This is a genomic window from Mycobacterium sp. (assembly GCF_965277065.1).
Classification (GTDB): Bacteria; Actinomycetota; Actinomycetes; order Mycobacteriales; family Mycobacteriaceae; genus Mycobacterium.
Genome location: NZ_CBDIBT010000019.1, coordinates 1,116,134 through 1,130,229 on the forward strand (window position 1 = coordinate 1,116,134; position 14,096 = coordinate 1,130,229).

The window sequence follows — 14,096 nt, forward strand, 5'->3', positions numbered from 1 at the left end:
CACGGGTCGAGAGACCCATCGTCACGCCGGAAAGGCCAAATGGATGTCCACAGCCACTAAATCTGCTGCGGTCCAGCCTAACTCCGGCGACCTGTTCGACCTCGAACAAGTGCGCGGCGCGATCTACAGCAACGGCTGGGTGCCGGGCGACTCCACCGTCGACGTCATCGAACCGGCTACCGGTGCGACACTGGCCACCGTCGGGCTGGGCTCTGCGGCCACCATTGCCAAGGCCGCCGAATCGGCCGCGCAGGCGCAGAAAGAGTGGGTGAACGTGCCGCCGGAAGAGAAGCGCAAGCTGTTCATCCGCGCCGAAGCGGTGATGCGCGACTTCGCCGAGGACTACACCGAATGGGTGGTGCGTGAGGTCGGCGCTCCCCGGTCGAAGGCTCGCTTCGAAATCGAGTTTCTCGCTGACGAGTTCTTGGAAGCCGCCGCCTATCCCACCCAAAGCCACGGCCAGATCCTGGCCGACCGCGCCAACCGGCTCAGCTACAGCCTGCAAATTCCCTTCGGCGTCACTGCGGGCATCACTCCGTCGAATGTGCCACTCACGCTCGGATCACGCTATGTCGCACCGGCTTTGGCCACCGGTAACGCGGTGCTGCTCAAGCCGCACAAGACCGCCATCATGTCCAGCGGCTTCGTGTTCGCCCGCGTGCTGGAAGAAGCCGGCTTCCCCGACGGGCTATTTCACTGCATCCCCGCCGAAGGCGCCGACGCCGAAGCGTTCGAAACCGACCCCAATATCTCGATGGTGCACTTCACCGGTTCGACGGCCACCGGCGCACGCGTCGCCGAAGCGGCCAGCCGCACCCTCAAGCACGTCTCGATCAGCGGCAGCGGCAAAAATCCGTTCGTCGTGCTCGATGACGTCGCCGACTTCGACGCGATGATCTCGGCAGCACTGTATGCGTCGTTCTATTTCTCCGGCCAGGTGTGCATGGCTGCGGGACGCCACCTGGTGCACCGCAGCGTGATGGACCGCTACCTCGACGCCTTGGGCGTGGCGGCGAAAAGGCTTGTCGTCGATGATCCCTGGGCTAATCCGGACGCCGACTACGGCCCGATGACCCTGCCCGGGGCAGTGGACCGGATGGACGCGATCGTCGCCGACGCCGTCGACAAGGGCGCGACTCTGCATCTGGGCGGCGCCAAAAAAGGGCCCTTCTACCCGCCGACCATCCTGTCCGGCGTGGCGCCGGGGATGCGCGCCTGGGACGAAGAAATCTTCGGGCCGATCGCGGCGATCACCGCGTTCGACGACGACGACGATGCGATCGCACAAGCCAATGACACGGCTTACGGCTTGAGCGCGGCGGTATTCGGTTCCGAGCAGCGCGCCACCCGTGTCGGGTTGGCGATCGAATCGGGCATGGTGCATGTCAATGACAAACCGGTCGACGACGCCGCCTACGTACCGTTTGGTGGGATCAAGCAATCCGGCAACGGCGGCCGCTACGGCGCCGGGGTCAATTGGGCTGAATACACTCACACCAAATGGATTACGATCTCTGCGACCGCCAGCATCGTGCCTTTTGGTCACTGACACGTGACGACTGGGCGCACACTCGTCTACCACGACGGCGCACAAGAGCTGACTGGTTACTACGTCAGCCCCGCCAGCACGCCGGCACCCGGAGTGCTGGTGGTGCCTACCTGGTTGGGCATCACCGACTCGATCATCGTCCGCGCCCAACGTCTTGCCGATGCAGGATACTGCGTCCTGGCCGCCGACGTCTTCGGCGGTCCGACCGATATCACGGGTGGCCCGCGACCCGTGGTGGCGCCGTTTCGCAATGACCGCCGCTATCTTCGCCGGCGAATCAGCGCGGGGCTGAACGCATTACAAGCCCAGCCTGAATGCGAGGAGCACCGCATCGCGGCGATCGGGTACTGCTTTGGCGGCAGCGCGGCGCTGGAGCTGGCCCGCGACGGCGCACGGCTGCGCGGTGTAGTCAGCTTGCACGGCGAACTCGACACCCCGCTGCCCGCCGCTCCTGACGATGTCCACGCCAAGCTGCTCGTCCTCACCGGCGACGACGACCCCGTCGTGCCGTTTAACGCCATTGCCGGTTTTCGAACCGAAATGCGTTCAGCACAAGCCGATTTCGAGATCGTCATCTACAGCGGCGCCAAACACAGTTTTACCGGTGAGGGCTCACTAGGTGCCGACCGCACCCCGGAAGCGGTGCTGCAGCCACAAGCCGACGCCCGGTCCTGGCAGCGCATGCTCGACTTCCTCGCCGAAGTGCTCACGACTGAGCAGTAGTCGGGAACGGCTCCTGGGGCGGTCATCAAGGCGTGATAGGTCCGACCGAGACTGCCCTCTGGTAAAGCTGCCAAGCTGTCGAGATCGTTGACAACGACACCTAGGTCGGGATGCTCTGCCAAGATCCGGGCGCCATCGGGGTGGTTCCGCATCTGAGTCACTTTGCGGCTGAATTCCGGACCGCGAAATGCGTAGTCGATCTTGGAGATGCTGGCTACCCCACCGATGCTGACCGGATTTACCGCCCAACGTGCGATGGCTTTCATTCCCGCCAGCGGTCGGACCCGGAAGCTGGGCGCAGCAGGTGAGGCGGTCATATCAGCCCGCGGCGTCATGCTGCGCTCGAGTCAGCGGCCAAGACGGGCGCATGGGTTCTGCGAGCTGAGCGAAGTAACCCTCAGATGTCGGAGTGTTGATGCCGTACGTCGTGGGTCTGCGGTCGGCGGGCAGATAGAAGGTGCCGAAGACGCGGTCGAGAATAGGCCAACCAAAATTCTTGTTCAGCACACCGGGTTCGTTGGCGTGGTGCCAGTGATGGTATTCCGGCGTAGGAATCCAGTGGCTGAGGCGGCGCAGTCGCCAGCGCACGTTGGCGTGAATGAGGACGTCGTTGATGGCGAAAATGATTCCAGCAATACCCAACTGAGTTGGCCCAAAGCCGGCCAAAACCAGTGGTGCGGTCACCACGAACCCGCCGAAGAATCCTTCCAACGGATGCAGTCGGGTCGCGGCCAGCCAGTCCAGGCGCTGCGAACTGTGGTGGACGGAGTGAAACCGCCACAAAAACGTCCAGTGATGGGCCAGCCGATGTTCCCAGTAGTAAGTGACGTTGAAGGCGGCGAAAGTCACCGCAGCATCGGCCCACCCGGGCAGGCGATGCAACGCATGGGTGAGCGGCGCAAGGGCGATCGGATGCAACAGCACCCAGCACAGTGCGGCCGCAGCGATGATGGCCCCGGTTTTCAAGGTGTTGGAGAACAGGAAGTGCAAGATGTCGGTGCCCAGCCCCGGCCGCGTCATTCCGAAGGGATGTCGGCGCCAGCGCCGCTCGACCGGCACTAAGACGGCAAGCCCGATCAAGAGTCCAGCCGCCGGTCGATAATCGACGACGATGCCTACCGTGACCAACGCGGCAATCAGCGCGGTTTTGCCTGGGCCACCGAGCGCCTCGATCACCCGGGAGCGATGGCCCACCGGCGCTGCGCTGTCGCCTTCACGTGCTGACGCGCCGTTCATGAAAGCAATGCTATGTTTCTGAAACGATGGTTTCAAGAATGAGTTTGCAATCGTTCGCCGCGGAACAATGCGACGACGGGTCGGTGCAACCTGACCCCGAGGGCCGCGTCGGTCGCCGACGTGCCGCGACCCGCGCCAGGCTGCTCCGCGCGGCTCAAGAGCTGATCAGCAGCGGCGAAGCGGTGACCGTCGCGGCAATCGTCGCCCGTGCTGACATCGCGCTGGCCAGCTTCTACACCCATTTCGCTACCAAAGAGGACCTGCTGGACGAGCTGGTCGCCCGAACCACCGGCGATCTTGCGGGCAGATTTCACCGCTTGCCCGACGATGCGGACCCGGCGGTGGCACTGGCCGGCGCGGTGCGTCAATTCTGGGCTTGGTTCACCGAAGACCCTATCCGCGGACGCTATGTGCTTGAGGCCGCGCGAGCTAGCCGTACGCTGGCCGGAACACTGGGGCTGGCGCTAGCCACGCTGATCGAACATGGCCGCCGTACCGGTCGATTCCGCATCGCCAGCACCGCGGCGGCCGCCTACATGATCGGCGGCGGCTTGATGGGAGCAACCCAGGGTCAAGTCACGAACCGACTTGGCTCCAACATTGACGTCGAGCTGGCGACCCAAGCCTTGCAACTACTCGGTCTGCCTCCGGACGACGCCGCAACAGCCGCTCGCGATTCGGATTAGGCGAGCCCGCGACGACGCCGCCCGACCGAATGCGGGGTCGTGATCTCGGGCGCGATGACAGCCGCGTGGCTTCTGTCTCGCACTGCGTTGCTCAGTACGGCAGGATGCCCGCTGCGCAGTGCTGTTGGCTGTGCTCGCAATAGAACTTGCCGTATACCGGCGCCGCAGCGACCACCGAGGCGAACACCGCCGAGACCATCGCGATCGCCAGCGCCGACACCAGTGGCCGGTCGGGCACCATCGCCAGGATCAAGCCGGCGACCGTGCACGCCACGACGTAGGCCAGCACCACGAAGACCACCACCGTTTTGTGTTTGGAGGCGTCGTGGCTCCACCAGTAGTACAGGCCGGCCCCGATGGCACCGGCGGGAACCCAGACCGCGAGCAGCACCAGGATGAACTTCCACCACTTCAGATAGTGGTACGGGCCGGCCCCCACCGCCGGAATCGCTTCGGACGGCGGAGCGTCGGTCTCGGTGTAGGCGGTCGGGATGACGCCGCTGGCCGGTTCCTCGACCGCCGCGTCCGGCCGTCGGTGCCACCATCGGCGCCGACGAGGCGACGGCTCGGGTTCGATCAGCTCGGGCTCGGCTCGCTGTTGCATGCCGGTATCGAAGGTCGGGGTGTAGCGCTCGGTCAGAGGCATCGACTCAGTCTCGACGCGTTCGCTGTCAGCCACGGGTCACGACCTCGACCAGAGCGAGCACACCGAAGTACCCCGGCGCCACCGCGAGGACAAATGCGCCCAGCGCGGTCAGCCATCGGCGTCGGGCCATCAGAATCACCAGCAAGCCCACCACGCTGGGGAATCCGACCACCAGCGCGATCGCTACGTCCGGTCGCATGCGGGCATGGTCCACAGTCAGCGCGGCGGCGCCGCCCAACAGCCCGGCTGCGACACCGAGCAGCATCGCGCTGGTCAAAAGCCAGGGCCGCGGCAGCGGGATCACGATTCAAAGATACTGCCGTGACCGCTCGCTACGGGGTTACCGGCGCGGCGCGCCCTGCTGGTACTGGACAGGCGTCGACGGCCGCTGCCACCACCGGCGCGCGCTCCGGCAGCCGCTCACCGCGCTCGTAGTCGGCTCCGGTGATGAGCGCAGCCGCCGACAGCTCCGCGTTCTCGCTCTCGGAGAAGGCCCGTCCGCGGGACAGGAACCGCTTGCCTTCGGGCGCTTCCAGGCTGAACCCGCCGCCCCGGCCGGGCACCACGTCGATGACGAGCTGGGTGTGCTTCCACGCCTGGAACTGCGGCCCCGAAATCCACACCGGCACCCCGTCGTCCCCGGTGTCCAGGACGCCGAGCAGCACGTCGCGGTCACCGATGATGAAGTCGCCTAGTGCGTAACACATCGGCGACGATCCGTCGCAGCAGCCGCCGGACTGATGAAACATCAACGGGCCGTGCTGTTCTCGCAGCTGACCGAGCAGCTCGGCGGCAGCAGACGTCACGACCACCCGGTGCGGCGCCTTCATCAGAAGAAGCCTTGGGCCTTCTGCGAATACGACACCAGCAGGTTCTTGGTCTGCTGGTAGTGGTCCAGCATCATCTTGTGGTTCTCCCGTCCGATGCCGGACTGCTTGTATCCGCCGAACGCGGCGTGCGCCGGGTAGACGTGATAGCAGTTGACCCACACCCGACCGGCCTGGATGTCGCGGCCGGCCCGGTAGGCGGTGTTGCCGTCGCGGCTCCACACTCCAGCGCCGAGCCCGTAGAGAGTGTCGTTGGCGATCGAGATGGCGTCGTCGTAGTCGGAGAACGACGCCACCGAGACCACCGGCCCGAAAATCTCCTCCTGGAAGATCCGCATCTTGTTGTTGCCGGCGAAGATGGTCGGTTGCACGTAGAAGCCACCGGAGAGGTCGCCGCCCAGTTCGGCGCGCTCGCCGCCGGTGATGACCTTGGCGCCTTCGTCTTTGCCGATCTCGATGTAGGACAACACCTTTTCCAGCTGGTCGTTGGAGGCCTGCGAGCCGACCATCGTCTCGGTGTCCAGCGGATCGCCCTGGCGGACCGCTTTGGTGCGGATGGCCACCAGCTCGAGGAACTCGTCGTAGATGTCGGCCTGCACCAGGCTGCGCGACGGGCAGGTGCACACCTCGCCCTGGTTGAGGGCGAACATGGTGAACCCTTCCAGCGCCTTGTCCTGGAAGTCGTCGTGGGCGGCCATCACGTCGGAGAAGAAGATGTTGGGGCTCTTGCCGCCCAGCTCCAGGGTGACCGGGATCAGGTTCTGGCTGGCGTACTGCATGATCAGGCGCCCGGTGGTGGTCTCGCCGGTGAACGACACCTTCGCGATCCGGTTGCTCGACGCCAGCGGCTTACCCGCTTCGGCGCCGAAGCCGTTGACGACGTTGACCACGCCCGGGGGCAGCAGATCGCCGATCAGCGACATCAGGTACAGCACCGACGCCGGGGTCTGCTCGGCGGGCTTGAGCACCGCCGCGTTGCCGGCGGCCAGCGCGGGCGCCAGCTTCCAGGCGGCCATCAAGATCGGGAAGTTCCACGGGATGATCTGCCCGACCACACCCAGCGGCTCGTGGAAGTGGTAGGCGACGGTGTCGTCGTCGATCTGGCTCAGCGACCCTTCCTGGGCGCGGATCGCGCCGGCGAAATACCGGAAATGGTCTGCGGCCAACGGAATGTCGGCGGCAAGCGTTTCCCGGATTGGTTTGCCGTTGTCCCAGACCTCGGCCAGCGCGAGGGCATCCCGGTTCTCGTCGATCCGGTCGGCGATCTTGTTCAGGATCGCAGCCCGCTCGGCCGGCGCGGTCTTGCCCCACGCCCGCGCCGCGCCGTGAGCGGCATCGAGCGCCTTCTCGACATCGGCGCCGTCGGACCGCGCCACGTCGCAGAATGCCTGACCGGTGACCGGCGTCAGATTCTCGAAGTACTTACCGCCGACCGGGGCTACCCACTCGCCGCCAATGAAGTTGTCGTACCGCGATTCGAAGGACATCAGGGCCCCATGGGAACCCGGTCGTGCGAAGACGGTCATTTTGCCACTCCTCTTCATCGCCAGACGGTGTTACACAGCTCACACTACCGCCGCGGCTCAATCTCCCCGCGGGCGTAACGCCCTTGCGAAGTCAGGGCCGATCTCTCGCAGTGGCGTTACGCTCGGCGGACTTATGTCTGCTGACGAATCGAACGACCCCTATCTGTGGCTGGAAGACGTCCTCGGTGAGGGACAGCTCGACTGGGTACGCGCCCGCAACGACCCGACGGTCGCCCAGTTCGCCGGTGAGGAATTCGACCGGATGCGCACCGAGGCACTCGAGGTGCTCGACACCGATGCCCGCATCCCCTACGTGCGCCGTCGCGGCGACTACCTGTACAACTTCTGGCGCGACGCGGCCAACCCGCGCGGGTTGTGGCGCCGGACACCCTGGACAGCTACCGCAGCGATGCCACCGACTGGGACGTACTGATCGATGTCGATGTATTGGCCCGCGACGACGACGAGAACTGGGTCTGGTCGGGTGCCATCGTCATCGAGCCCGAATTCGACCGGGCTCTGGTCAATCTGTCCCGGGGCGGCGCCGACGCGGCCATCGTGCGCGAATTCGACCTGCAGACATGCGAATTCGTCGACGGCGGTTTCCAGCTTTCGGAAGCCAAGACGCAGATTGGCTGGGAAGACCCGGACACTGTGTTGGTCGGCACCGACTTCGGGCCCGACTCACTGACCGAATCCGGCTACCCCCGCATCGTCAAGCGGTGGCGCCGTGGCACGCCGCTGCGGGACGCGGACCTGGTCTTCGAGGGAGCCCGCACCGACGTCAGCGTCGGCGGGTCGGTCGATCGGACACCGGGTTTCGAGCGCACCTTCGTGTCCCGTTCCACCGACTTCTGGAACAGCGAGCGTTATGAACTGCGCGGCTCGGAACTGATTCACATCGACGTCCCCTCGGACGCGAGCAGCCTCTCCATCCACCGCGAATGGCTGTTGATCGAACCGCGCACCGACTGGACCTTCGGCGCCACCACCTACCCCGCAGGCTCTTTACTGGCAGCCAACTACGACGAATTCCTCAGCGGCGGGCTCGCACTGACCGTGGTCTTCGAACCTGACGCGCACACGTGCCTGCACCAGTACGCCTGGACCCGCGACCGGCTGCTGCTGGTCACGCTGGCCGATGTCGCCAGCCGGGTCGAGATCGTCACACCGGGCAGCTGGGAACGCGCTCCGCTGGCGGGCATCCCGGCGGCGACCGAGAGCGTGATCGTCGCGGCCGACGACACCGGCGACGAATTCTTCCTCGACTCCAGCGGCTTCGACAGCCCATCGCGTCTGTTGCGGGGTACCGGCGACGAGCCGCTCGAGCAGATCAAATCCGCACCTGGCTTCTTCGATGCCGAAAACCTCTCCATCGAGCAGTATTTCGCGACGTCCAAGGACGGCACCGCGATTCCGTATTTCGTGGTCCGGCCCGGCGACGCGGAGGGCCCCGGTCCGACCTTGCTTTACGGCTACGGCGGATTCGAGAACTCCTACACCCCGGGCTACAGCCCGGTGATGGGCCGGCTGTGGCTGGCCCGCGGCGGCACCTACGTGTTGGCCAACATCCGCGGCGGTGGCGAGTACGGACCGCGTTGGCACACCCAGGCGATGCGCGAGGGCCGTCACCTGGTGGGTGAGGACTTCGCTGCGGTGGCAACCGATTTGGTGGACCGTCGCATCACCACGGTGCCGCAGCTCGGCGCGCAGGGCGGCAGCAACGGTGGGCTGTTGATGGGCATCATGCTGACCAAATACCCGGCGTTGTTCGGTGCGCTGGTGTGCCAGGTACCGCTGCTGGACATGCGCCGCTTCCATCTGCTGCTGGCCGGCGCGTCGTGGGTGGCCGAATACGGCAATCCCGACGATCCGGCCGACTGGAAGTTCATCGCCGAATACTCGCCGTATCAGAATATTTCGACCACCGCGCACTACCCGCCGGTGCTGCTCACCACGTCCACCCGCGACGATCGGGTCCATCCCGGGCATGCCCGCAAGATGACCGCCGCGCTGGAGGCGGCCGGCCACCGAGTCTGGTACTACGAGAACATCGAGGGCGGTCACGCCGGCGCGGCCGACAACGCCCAGAGCGCTTTCAAAACGGCGCTGAGCTTCGCGTTCCTGTGGCGGATGTTGGGTACTTGACAGTGAAAGTCATGAAGGTGTGGTGTGGTGCGATGCGCGTGCCGTACATGCTGTGGGCGACAGTCACCGCTCTGGCGTTGCTGGCGGCGCCTGGTTGCTCGAAAGTGGTCACCGGAAGCGCAACCTTGGACCCCCACGCGCCGCGACCCAAACCCGGTCAATGCGAGCAGGTTTCAGCTCCGCTGACGGCGATCGACTCCCGCGCTGCGGGTGAGCCGCAGCTGAAGATCCCGCAGCCGACCGGTTGGGAACGCGCCTCGATGCTCGATTCGGACGTCATCCGCTTCACAATGAGGAACAAGGACCTGGAAGCCGACAGCTTCATGCCCACCGCGGTGGTGACCCTCGAATCCGTGCCCGCGACTAGCGACAACCAAGCGATCTTCGACCAGGAACGTGCGGCGTTGGTCGACCGTCTCGGCGCCACCGATGTGCAGACGCTTTCGACAACCCGCTGCGGCGACGAGGCGGAGTTGGTCGATTACGACGCCCCCAGCATGGGCCGGATTCCGCCGCGTAAGGCCAGAACACTCATGGTGGCGGGCACCTTCCATGACAACACCTTCGTCTCGACGGTGACGGTCCAGTCGACCGAGCCGGGCAACAACACCTACACCCGCGACACCGACACCGTCCTGACCGGATTCCAAATGCTTGCTCCCGCAGTGGGTTAACCGGTTCTCCTGGCGAGCAAGACGCTCCGGATGCCATATGCCAGGGCACTGACGCCGAACATGATCGCCGTCAGCATCAACCATCGGCCGACAAACGGCTCCTGGGTCAATCCGGTGTCGTCGGAATACAGTGACGCACCCTGCCGAATGATGCCCGGGAAGAAGATGATGAGAAGCAGGCCGGAGCCGAGCGCCGGCACGCGCACATAATTGCGGACCGGGACCCTACGTTCGCCGTGGATAAGAGATCGCGAGTCCCGGGTCCCGAGAATCCTGTCAATGAGGGCGTAGATCGGAAATACGACGAGGTCGTGGGCCAGGAACGCCGCAAGGAACCACACCGCCATCGAGTGCCACCACGCGCCTTCGGGCTTCCATAGCGTGGACGGGGTGGCCGTGACAACCACGTAGCCGAACAGCGCGAATCCGGCAAGCATGGTCAAAAGGTGCAGCGGGTGAGATCCGTAGACTTTGCGAAACGCAGCCAAGCTCGACGTCATCTCAGTTCGCCTCGAAACTAATAGATTTGACCCACTTGGTGTTGTGGACACCGTTGATCGCGGGCACCATGATCCGCGCCGGATAGCCGTGGTCCAGCGACAGATCCGCGCCGTTGACTCGCAACGCAAGTAGCGAATCCGGATGGCTGATCTGATGGTGTTCTAGCGTCGCGTGGTTGAATTTGCCCTTTTTGCCCAACGACCCCACGGCGGCCGAGCGGGGCGCCGGCACGCCGGCCAACCGTGCCAGATCCGCCAACCGCACTCCGCTCCAGGCTTGGACCGTGGACCAACCCTGGACGCAGGCAATGGGCAAGCGCGCGCCGTGTTGCGGCATCGCGGCCAACATTTCGCGGTTCAGCACTACCGGCGCCGGCCCACCCCGCAGCGTCAACCGCCAACTCGGCCCGGTGGTAGCCGGGTCGATTCCCACTCCTTTCGCGGTCTTGTTGATCCGGAAGTCATTGGGCCCCTTGCCAGTCACATCGCCGGGAGGCAGCAGGAGCGGAAGGTGGCGCGCGATACCGCCGATCGTTTGGCCTATGGTGACCAACGCAGTCAGCAGCACGCCGCCGCCGACGAGTGCCAGTGCACCCCGCCGGCTCATGGTGGCCGGTGCCGGGTCTTCGGCAACCAGCCCGTGGTCGCCGGGCTGCTCCGGTTTCGTGTCGGAGGTGTTGGTGCGCAACACCTCTCGCATAGAGCGGGACCGCAGTCCCGCCACCATGCGCGGAAATTTCAGGCTGACGTGCATGACGAAGCCGGCAATGAAGACCCAGGCCCCGTAGTAGTGAGCGGGAAAGAAACTGAAACCGTAGATGTAGTCGTACTGGATGTAGAGCACGCCGGTGGCGATCTCGAACAGAATCCCGCCGACCAGCATGGCCAGCGACAACCGTTCCAGCAACTTCGCGATTGAACGTGCCGGCGGCCAGGCGAACAGCTTGGGAATCACCGACCACAATTTGGCCAGCACCACCGGAATCAGCACCAGCCCAAGGCCGACATGTAAACCTTGGCTCAGGCGGTACAGCCACACCGGACGGGTCGGCCAATCAAATGTCGGGAGTTTGAGCCACCCCACATCGACCGGAACCGATGTGCCGAATTGCGGCGCATAGACGATGTAGGACACCAGGCCGGTCAGGGTCACGATCGGCAAGGTGACCAGCAGTACCGAACCGAACACCGATGTCAGCCAGAGGCCTCGAATCGGGCTGCGAAATCGATGCAACCGATCGAACCCGGGCGGACGATGTCGATCGATGGTCCGCCACAACCACACCGGGAAGCCGTAGTCACTCGTATCGGTCGGGGCATCCGGCTGCGGCTGCCGGTGGTCGGACTCACTCATGGTGTTTCGCCGCGGCCATTATTCATTGGTACCCGGCTGCCCCAGCGATTACACCAGCGGCGCTGCCTCTTGACCGACGCCTCGCAAACCGCTTCGCTTCGGCTATGCCGACACCCGAATTCGAGACGCTGCTGTACTCCACGGCCGAGTCCGTCGCGACGATCACGTTGAACCGCCCCGACCAGCTCAACACCATCGTGCCGCCGATGCCCGACGAGATCGAGGCCGCCGTCGGCCGTGCCGAGCGGGATCCGGCGATCAAGGTCATTGTGCTGCGGGGAGCGGGCCGTGCCTTTTGCGCCGGTTACGATTTCGGCGACGGCTTCCAGCAGTGGGGGGAGGCGATGAACAGCGGGGGGCGCTGGGATGCAGGCAAGGATTTCGCGATGGTCACCAGCCGCGAGACCGGACCGCATCAGAAGTTCATGGCAATCTGGCGGGCCTCCAAACCCGTGATCGCGCAGGTGCACGGCTGGTGCGTGGGCGGTGGCAGCGACTACGCGCTGTGCGCCGACCTCGTGATCGCCAGCGAGGACGCCGTGATCGGCACTCCCTACAGCCGGATGTGGGGTGCGTACCTGACCGGAATGTGGCTTTATCGGCTGAGCCTGGCCAAGGTCAAGTGGCACTCGCTGACCGGCCGGCCGCTGAGCGGCGTGCAGGCCGCCGAGGTCGAGTTGATCAACGAAGCGGTTCCGTTCGAGCGGCTGGAGGCCCGGGTAGCCGAAATCGCCGCCGAGCTGTCGCGAATCCCGTTGTCGCAGTTGCAAGCTCAGAAGCTGATCGTCAATCAGGCCTACGAGAACATGGGCTTGTCATCGACCCAGACGCTGGGTGGCATCCTCGACGGACTGATGCGCAACACCCCGGAGGCGCTCGACTTCATCCAGACGGCCGCCACTGACGGCGTTCGAGGCGCCGTGCAGCGCCGCGACGGGCCGTTCGGCGACTACAGCCAGGCGCCGCCGGAGCTGCGGCCCGACCCCTCGCACATCATCACGCCCTGACCGGGCTACAGCCGAGTGCCACGAGTGTGTAACGGCACCAACGGCAGAGCCACCAGCGGGAAGATCGCACATACCGCGAAAGCCAGAGGGTACCCAGACGCTACGATCAGCACGGCGAACAGCGGAGGCGCGGCGGCCACCACGAGCCGCTCGAAGGTGTTCTGGGTGGCCAGCGCCCACCCGCTCCAAAACGGTCCGGCGAGCTCGGGAATCGTGGTGAACGGCAACCCGTTGTCGCCGGCGATCGCCGAAGCGACGACCATCAATGGCACGGCGGCGAATCCCCAGCCGGCATTGTCGGTGAGCGCCAGCACCATCATGACGACGGCGGTCGCGACGGAGATGATCCGCAGCGGCCGCATCCGCGAACCGATGCTGTCGGACCACCGCCCCGCCGCGACCCGGCCTAGGGCACCGAGTATTTGCGAAAGTCCCACCAGCGCACCGGCCCACACCATCGACATGCCGTGCGAGCCGATGAACCAGATCAGCATAAACGTCAACACCACCGGTTGAGGCACCATCAGTAACGCCGACGCCGCGTGGATGCGCCACAGCACCGGCTTGCGGTAGAGGTCGCGCAGTTCCTGGAATTCGACTTTCGTCTCATGGGGGCGCGGCGGGTCGTGAACACCAAATCCGCAGGCCACTGCAGCCACCGCGCACAGCACCGCCGGAAACAGCAGCGCCAGCGACAGGTTCCGCTTGGCCAACTCGGGCATCACCAGAGCGGCCACCGCGATGCCCAGCGGCTGCGCGGTCTGCCGGATCCCCATCACCTGGGCCCGCTGGTCCTCGGCGAACCAGCCCGTGACCAGACGGCCGCTGGCGGCCAGGCAACTCGCGGCCGCCATACCTCCGAGGACGAGGAATATCCCGACCATCCGCATCGAGTCCGCAGATGCTGCGGCGAAGCCCGCCGCAGCGGTCATCGACAGGCCCAGGGTGAGCACAATTCGCTCCCCCACCCGGTCCAGCAGATAGCCCCAGGGGATCAACGTCAACATCATGCCGAGGTTGGGCATAGACGCCAGCAGGGCCGCTTCGACCAGGCTGGCGTGGTGCTTTCCCACCAACGCGGGAATCAGGAAGGCGGCGCCGTTGATGAAGACGTTGGCGCACAACGACGCTCCTTGCGAGACACCCAGCATCGACCAGCGCCGCACAGGGCTGGCCGACGCGACTTCGGTCGCTATTTCGTCTTCGGTGGTCAATGCGTC

Annotated in this window: 13 protein-coding genes and 2 pseudogenes; 6 read left to right on the forward strand and 9 right to left on the reverse strand. The window is 65.3% G+C overall.

Translation table 11 applies throughout. The features are described from left to right. The first annotated feature begins 43 nt into the window (after positions 1-43). Both ACQY5A_RS22640 and ACQY5A_RS22645 read left to right on the forward strand, forming a co-directional pair. Positions 44-1,549, forward strand: coding sequence for an aldehyde dehydrogenase family protein (locus ACQY5A_RS22640; protein ID WP_428342522.1), 1,506 nt, complete (start codon positions 44-46; stop codon positions 1,547-1,549). Between the two features lie 3 nt (positions 1,550-1,552). Beyond that, a complete protein-coding gene (locus ACQY5A_RS22645; RefSeq protein ID WP_428342523.1) occupies positions 1,553-2,272 on the forward strand; it encodes a dienelactone hydrolase family protein in 720 nt (239 codons plus the stop codon). A gap of 53 nt (positions 2,273-2,325) precedes the next feature. Here the strand turns inward: ACQY5A_RS22645 and ACQY5A_RS22650 are convergent. Then, a pseudogene (locus ACQY5A_RS22650) lies at positions 2,326-2,607 on the reverse strand (hypothetical protein); the annotation flags it as partial. Beyond that, complete coding sequence (locus tag ACQY5A_RS22655; protein ID WP_428342524.1) at positions 2,591-3,508, reverse strand: sterol desaturase family protein; 918 nt, start codon at positions 3,506-3,508, stop codon at positions 2,591-2,593. The pseudogene ACQY5A_RS22650 and the gene ACQY5A_RS22655, both read right to left, overlap by 17 nt. Positions 3,509-3,546: 38 nt before the next feature. On the opposite strand from ACQY5A_RS22655, the gene ACQY5A_RS22660 reads away from it, so the two are divergent. Then, positions 3,547-4,194 carry a TetR/AcrR family transcriptional regulator gene (locus ACQY5A_RS22660; RefSeq protein WP_428342525.1) on the forward strand — a complete coding sequence of 216 codons (648 nt, stop codon included), beginning with the start codon at positions 3,547-3,549 and terminating at the stop codon, positions 4,192-4,194. A 91-nt stretch (positions 4,195-4,285) separates the two neighbouring features. On the opposite strand, the gene ACQY5A_RS22665 is transcribed toward ACQY5A_RS22660, so the two are convergent. From ACQY5A_RS22665 to adh, 4 genes are read right to left on the reverse strand one after another with little or no spacing between them, the layout of a single operon-like run. Then, a complete protein-coding gene (locus ACQY5A_RS22665) occupies positions 4,286-4,840 on the reverse strand; it encodes a hypothetical protein (RefSeq protein WP_428342526.1) in 555 nt (184 codons plus the stop codon). A 25-nt stretch (positions 4,841-4,865) separates the two neighbouring features. Next, positions 4,866-5,144 (reverse strand): putative holin, encoded by a 279-nt coding sequence (locus ACQY5A_RS22670; RefSeq protein ID WP_428342527.1) that lies wholly within the window; start codon positions 5,142-5,144, stop codon positions 4,866-4,868. 28 nt (positions 5,145-5,172) lie between these two features. Continuing rightward, positions 5,173-5,670, reverse strand: coding sequence for a DUF779 domain-containing protein (locus ACQY5A_RS22675; RefSeq protein WP_428342528.1), 498 nt, complete (start codon positions 5,668-5,670; stop codon positions 5,173-5,175). Further along, positions 5,670-7,193 carry an aldehyde dehydrogenase gene (gene adh, locus ACQY5A_RS22680; protein WP_428342529.1) on the reverse strand — a complete coding sequence of 508 codons (1,524 nt, stop codon included), beginning with the start codon at positions 7,191-7,193 and terminating at the stop codon, positions 5,670-5,672. Before adh ends, ACQY5A_RS22675 begins: the two co-directional genes overlap by 1 nt. 133 nt (positions 7,194-7,326) lie before the next feature. Here adh and ACQY5A_RS22685 point away from each other — a divergent pair. After that, positions 7,327-9,341 (forward strand): annotated as a pseudogene (locus ACQY5A_RS22685) (prolyl oligopeptidase family serine peptidase). After that, positions 9,338-10,015: an LpqN/LpqT family lipoprotein gene (locus tag ACQY5A_RS22690; protein ID WP_428342530.1), complete on the forward strand. Its 678-nt coding sequence runs from the start codon at positions 9,338-9,340 to the stop codon at positions 10,013-10,015. The pseudogene ACQY5A_RS22685 and the gene ACQY5A_RS22690 overlap by 4 nt, the downstream one beginning before the upstream one ends. Here ACQY5A_RS22690 and ACQY5A_RS22695 read toward each other — a convergent pair. Both ACQY5A_RS22695 and ACQY5A_RS22700 read right to left on the reverse strand, forming a co-directional pair. Continuing rightward, complete coding sequence (locus tag ACQY5A_RS22695; protein WP_428342531.1) at positions 10,012-10,515, reverse strand: hypothetical protein; 504 nt, start codon at positions 10,513-10,515, stop codon at positions 10,012-10,014. The two genes, ACQY5A_RS22690 and ACQY5A_RS22695, sit on opposite strands and share 4 nt — an antisense overlap. Before the next feature lies 1 nt (position 10,516). Then, positions 10,517-11,869, reverse strand: a complete 1,353-nt coding sequence (locus tag ACQY5A_RS22700; protein WP_428342532.1) for a molybdopterin-dependent oxidoreductase — start codon at positions 11,867-11,869, stop codon at positions 10,517-10,519. A 104-nt stretch (positions 11,870-11,973) separates the two neighbouring features. Here ACQY5A_RS22700 and ACQY5A_RS22705 point away from each other — a divergent pair, with 104 nt between their 5' ends. Beyond that, positions 11,974-12,876: a crotonase/enoyl-CoA hydratase family protein gene (locus tag ACQY5A_RS22705; RefSeq protein ID WP_428342533.1), complete on the forward strand. Its 903-nt coding sequence runs from the start codon at positions 11,974-11,976 to the stop codon at positions 12,874-12,876. A gap of 5 nt (positions 12,877-12,881) precedes the next feature. Here ACQY5A_RS22705 and ACQY5A_RS22710 read toward each other — a convergent pair whose 3' ends face one another. Continuing rightward, the gene (locus tag ACQY5A_RS22710; RefSeq protein WP_428342534.1) at positions 12,882-14,090 is read right to left on the reverse strand and encodes an MFS transporter; all 1,209 of its coding nucleotides are present in this window, start codon (positions 14,088-14,090) and stop codon (positions 12,882-12,884) included. Positions 14,091-14,096 lie beyond the last annotated feature (6 nt).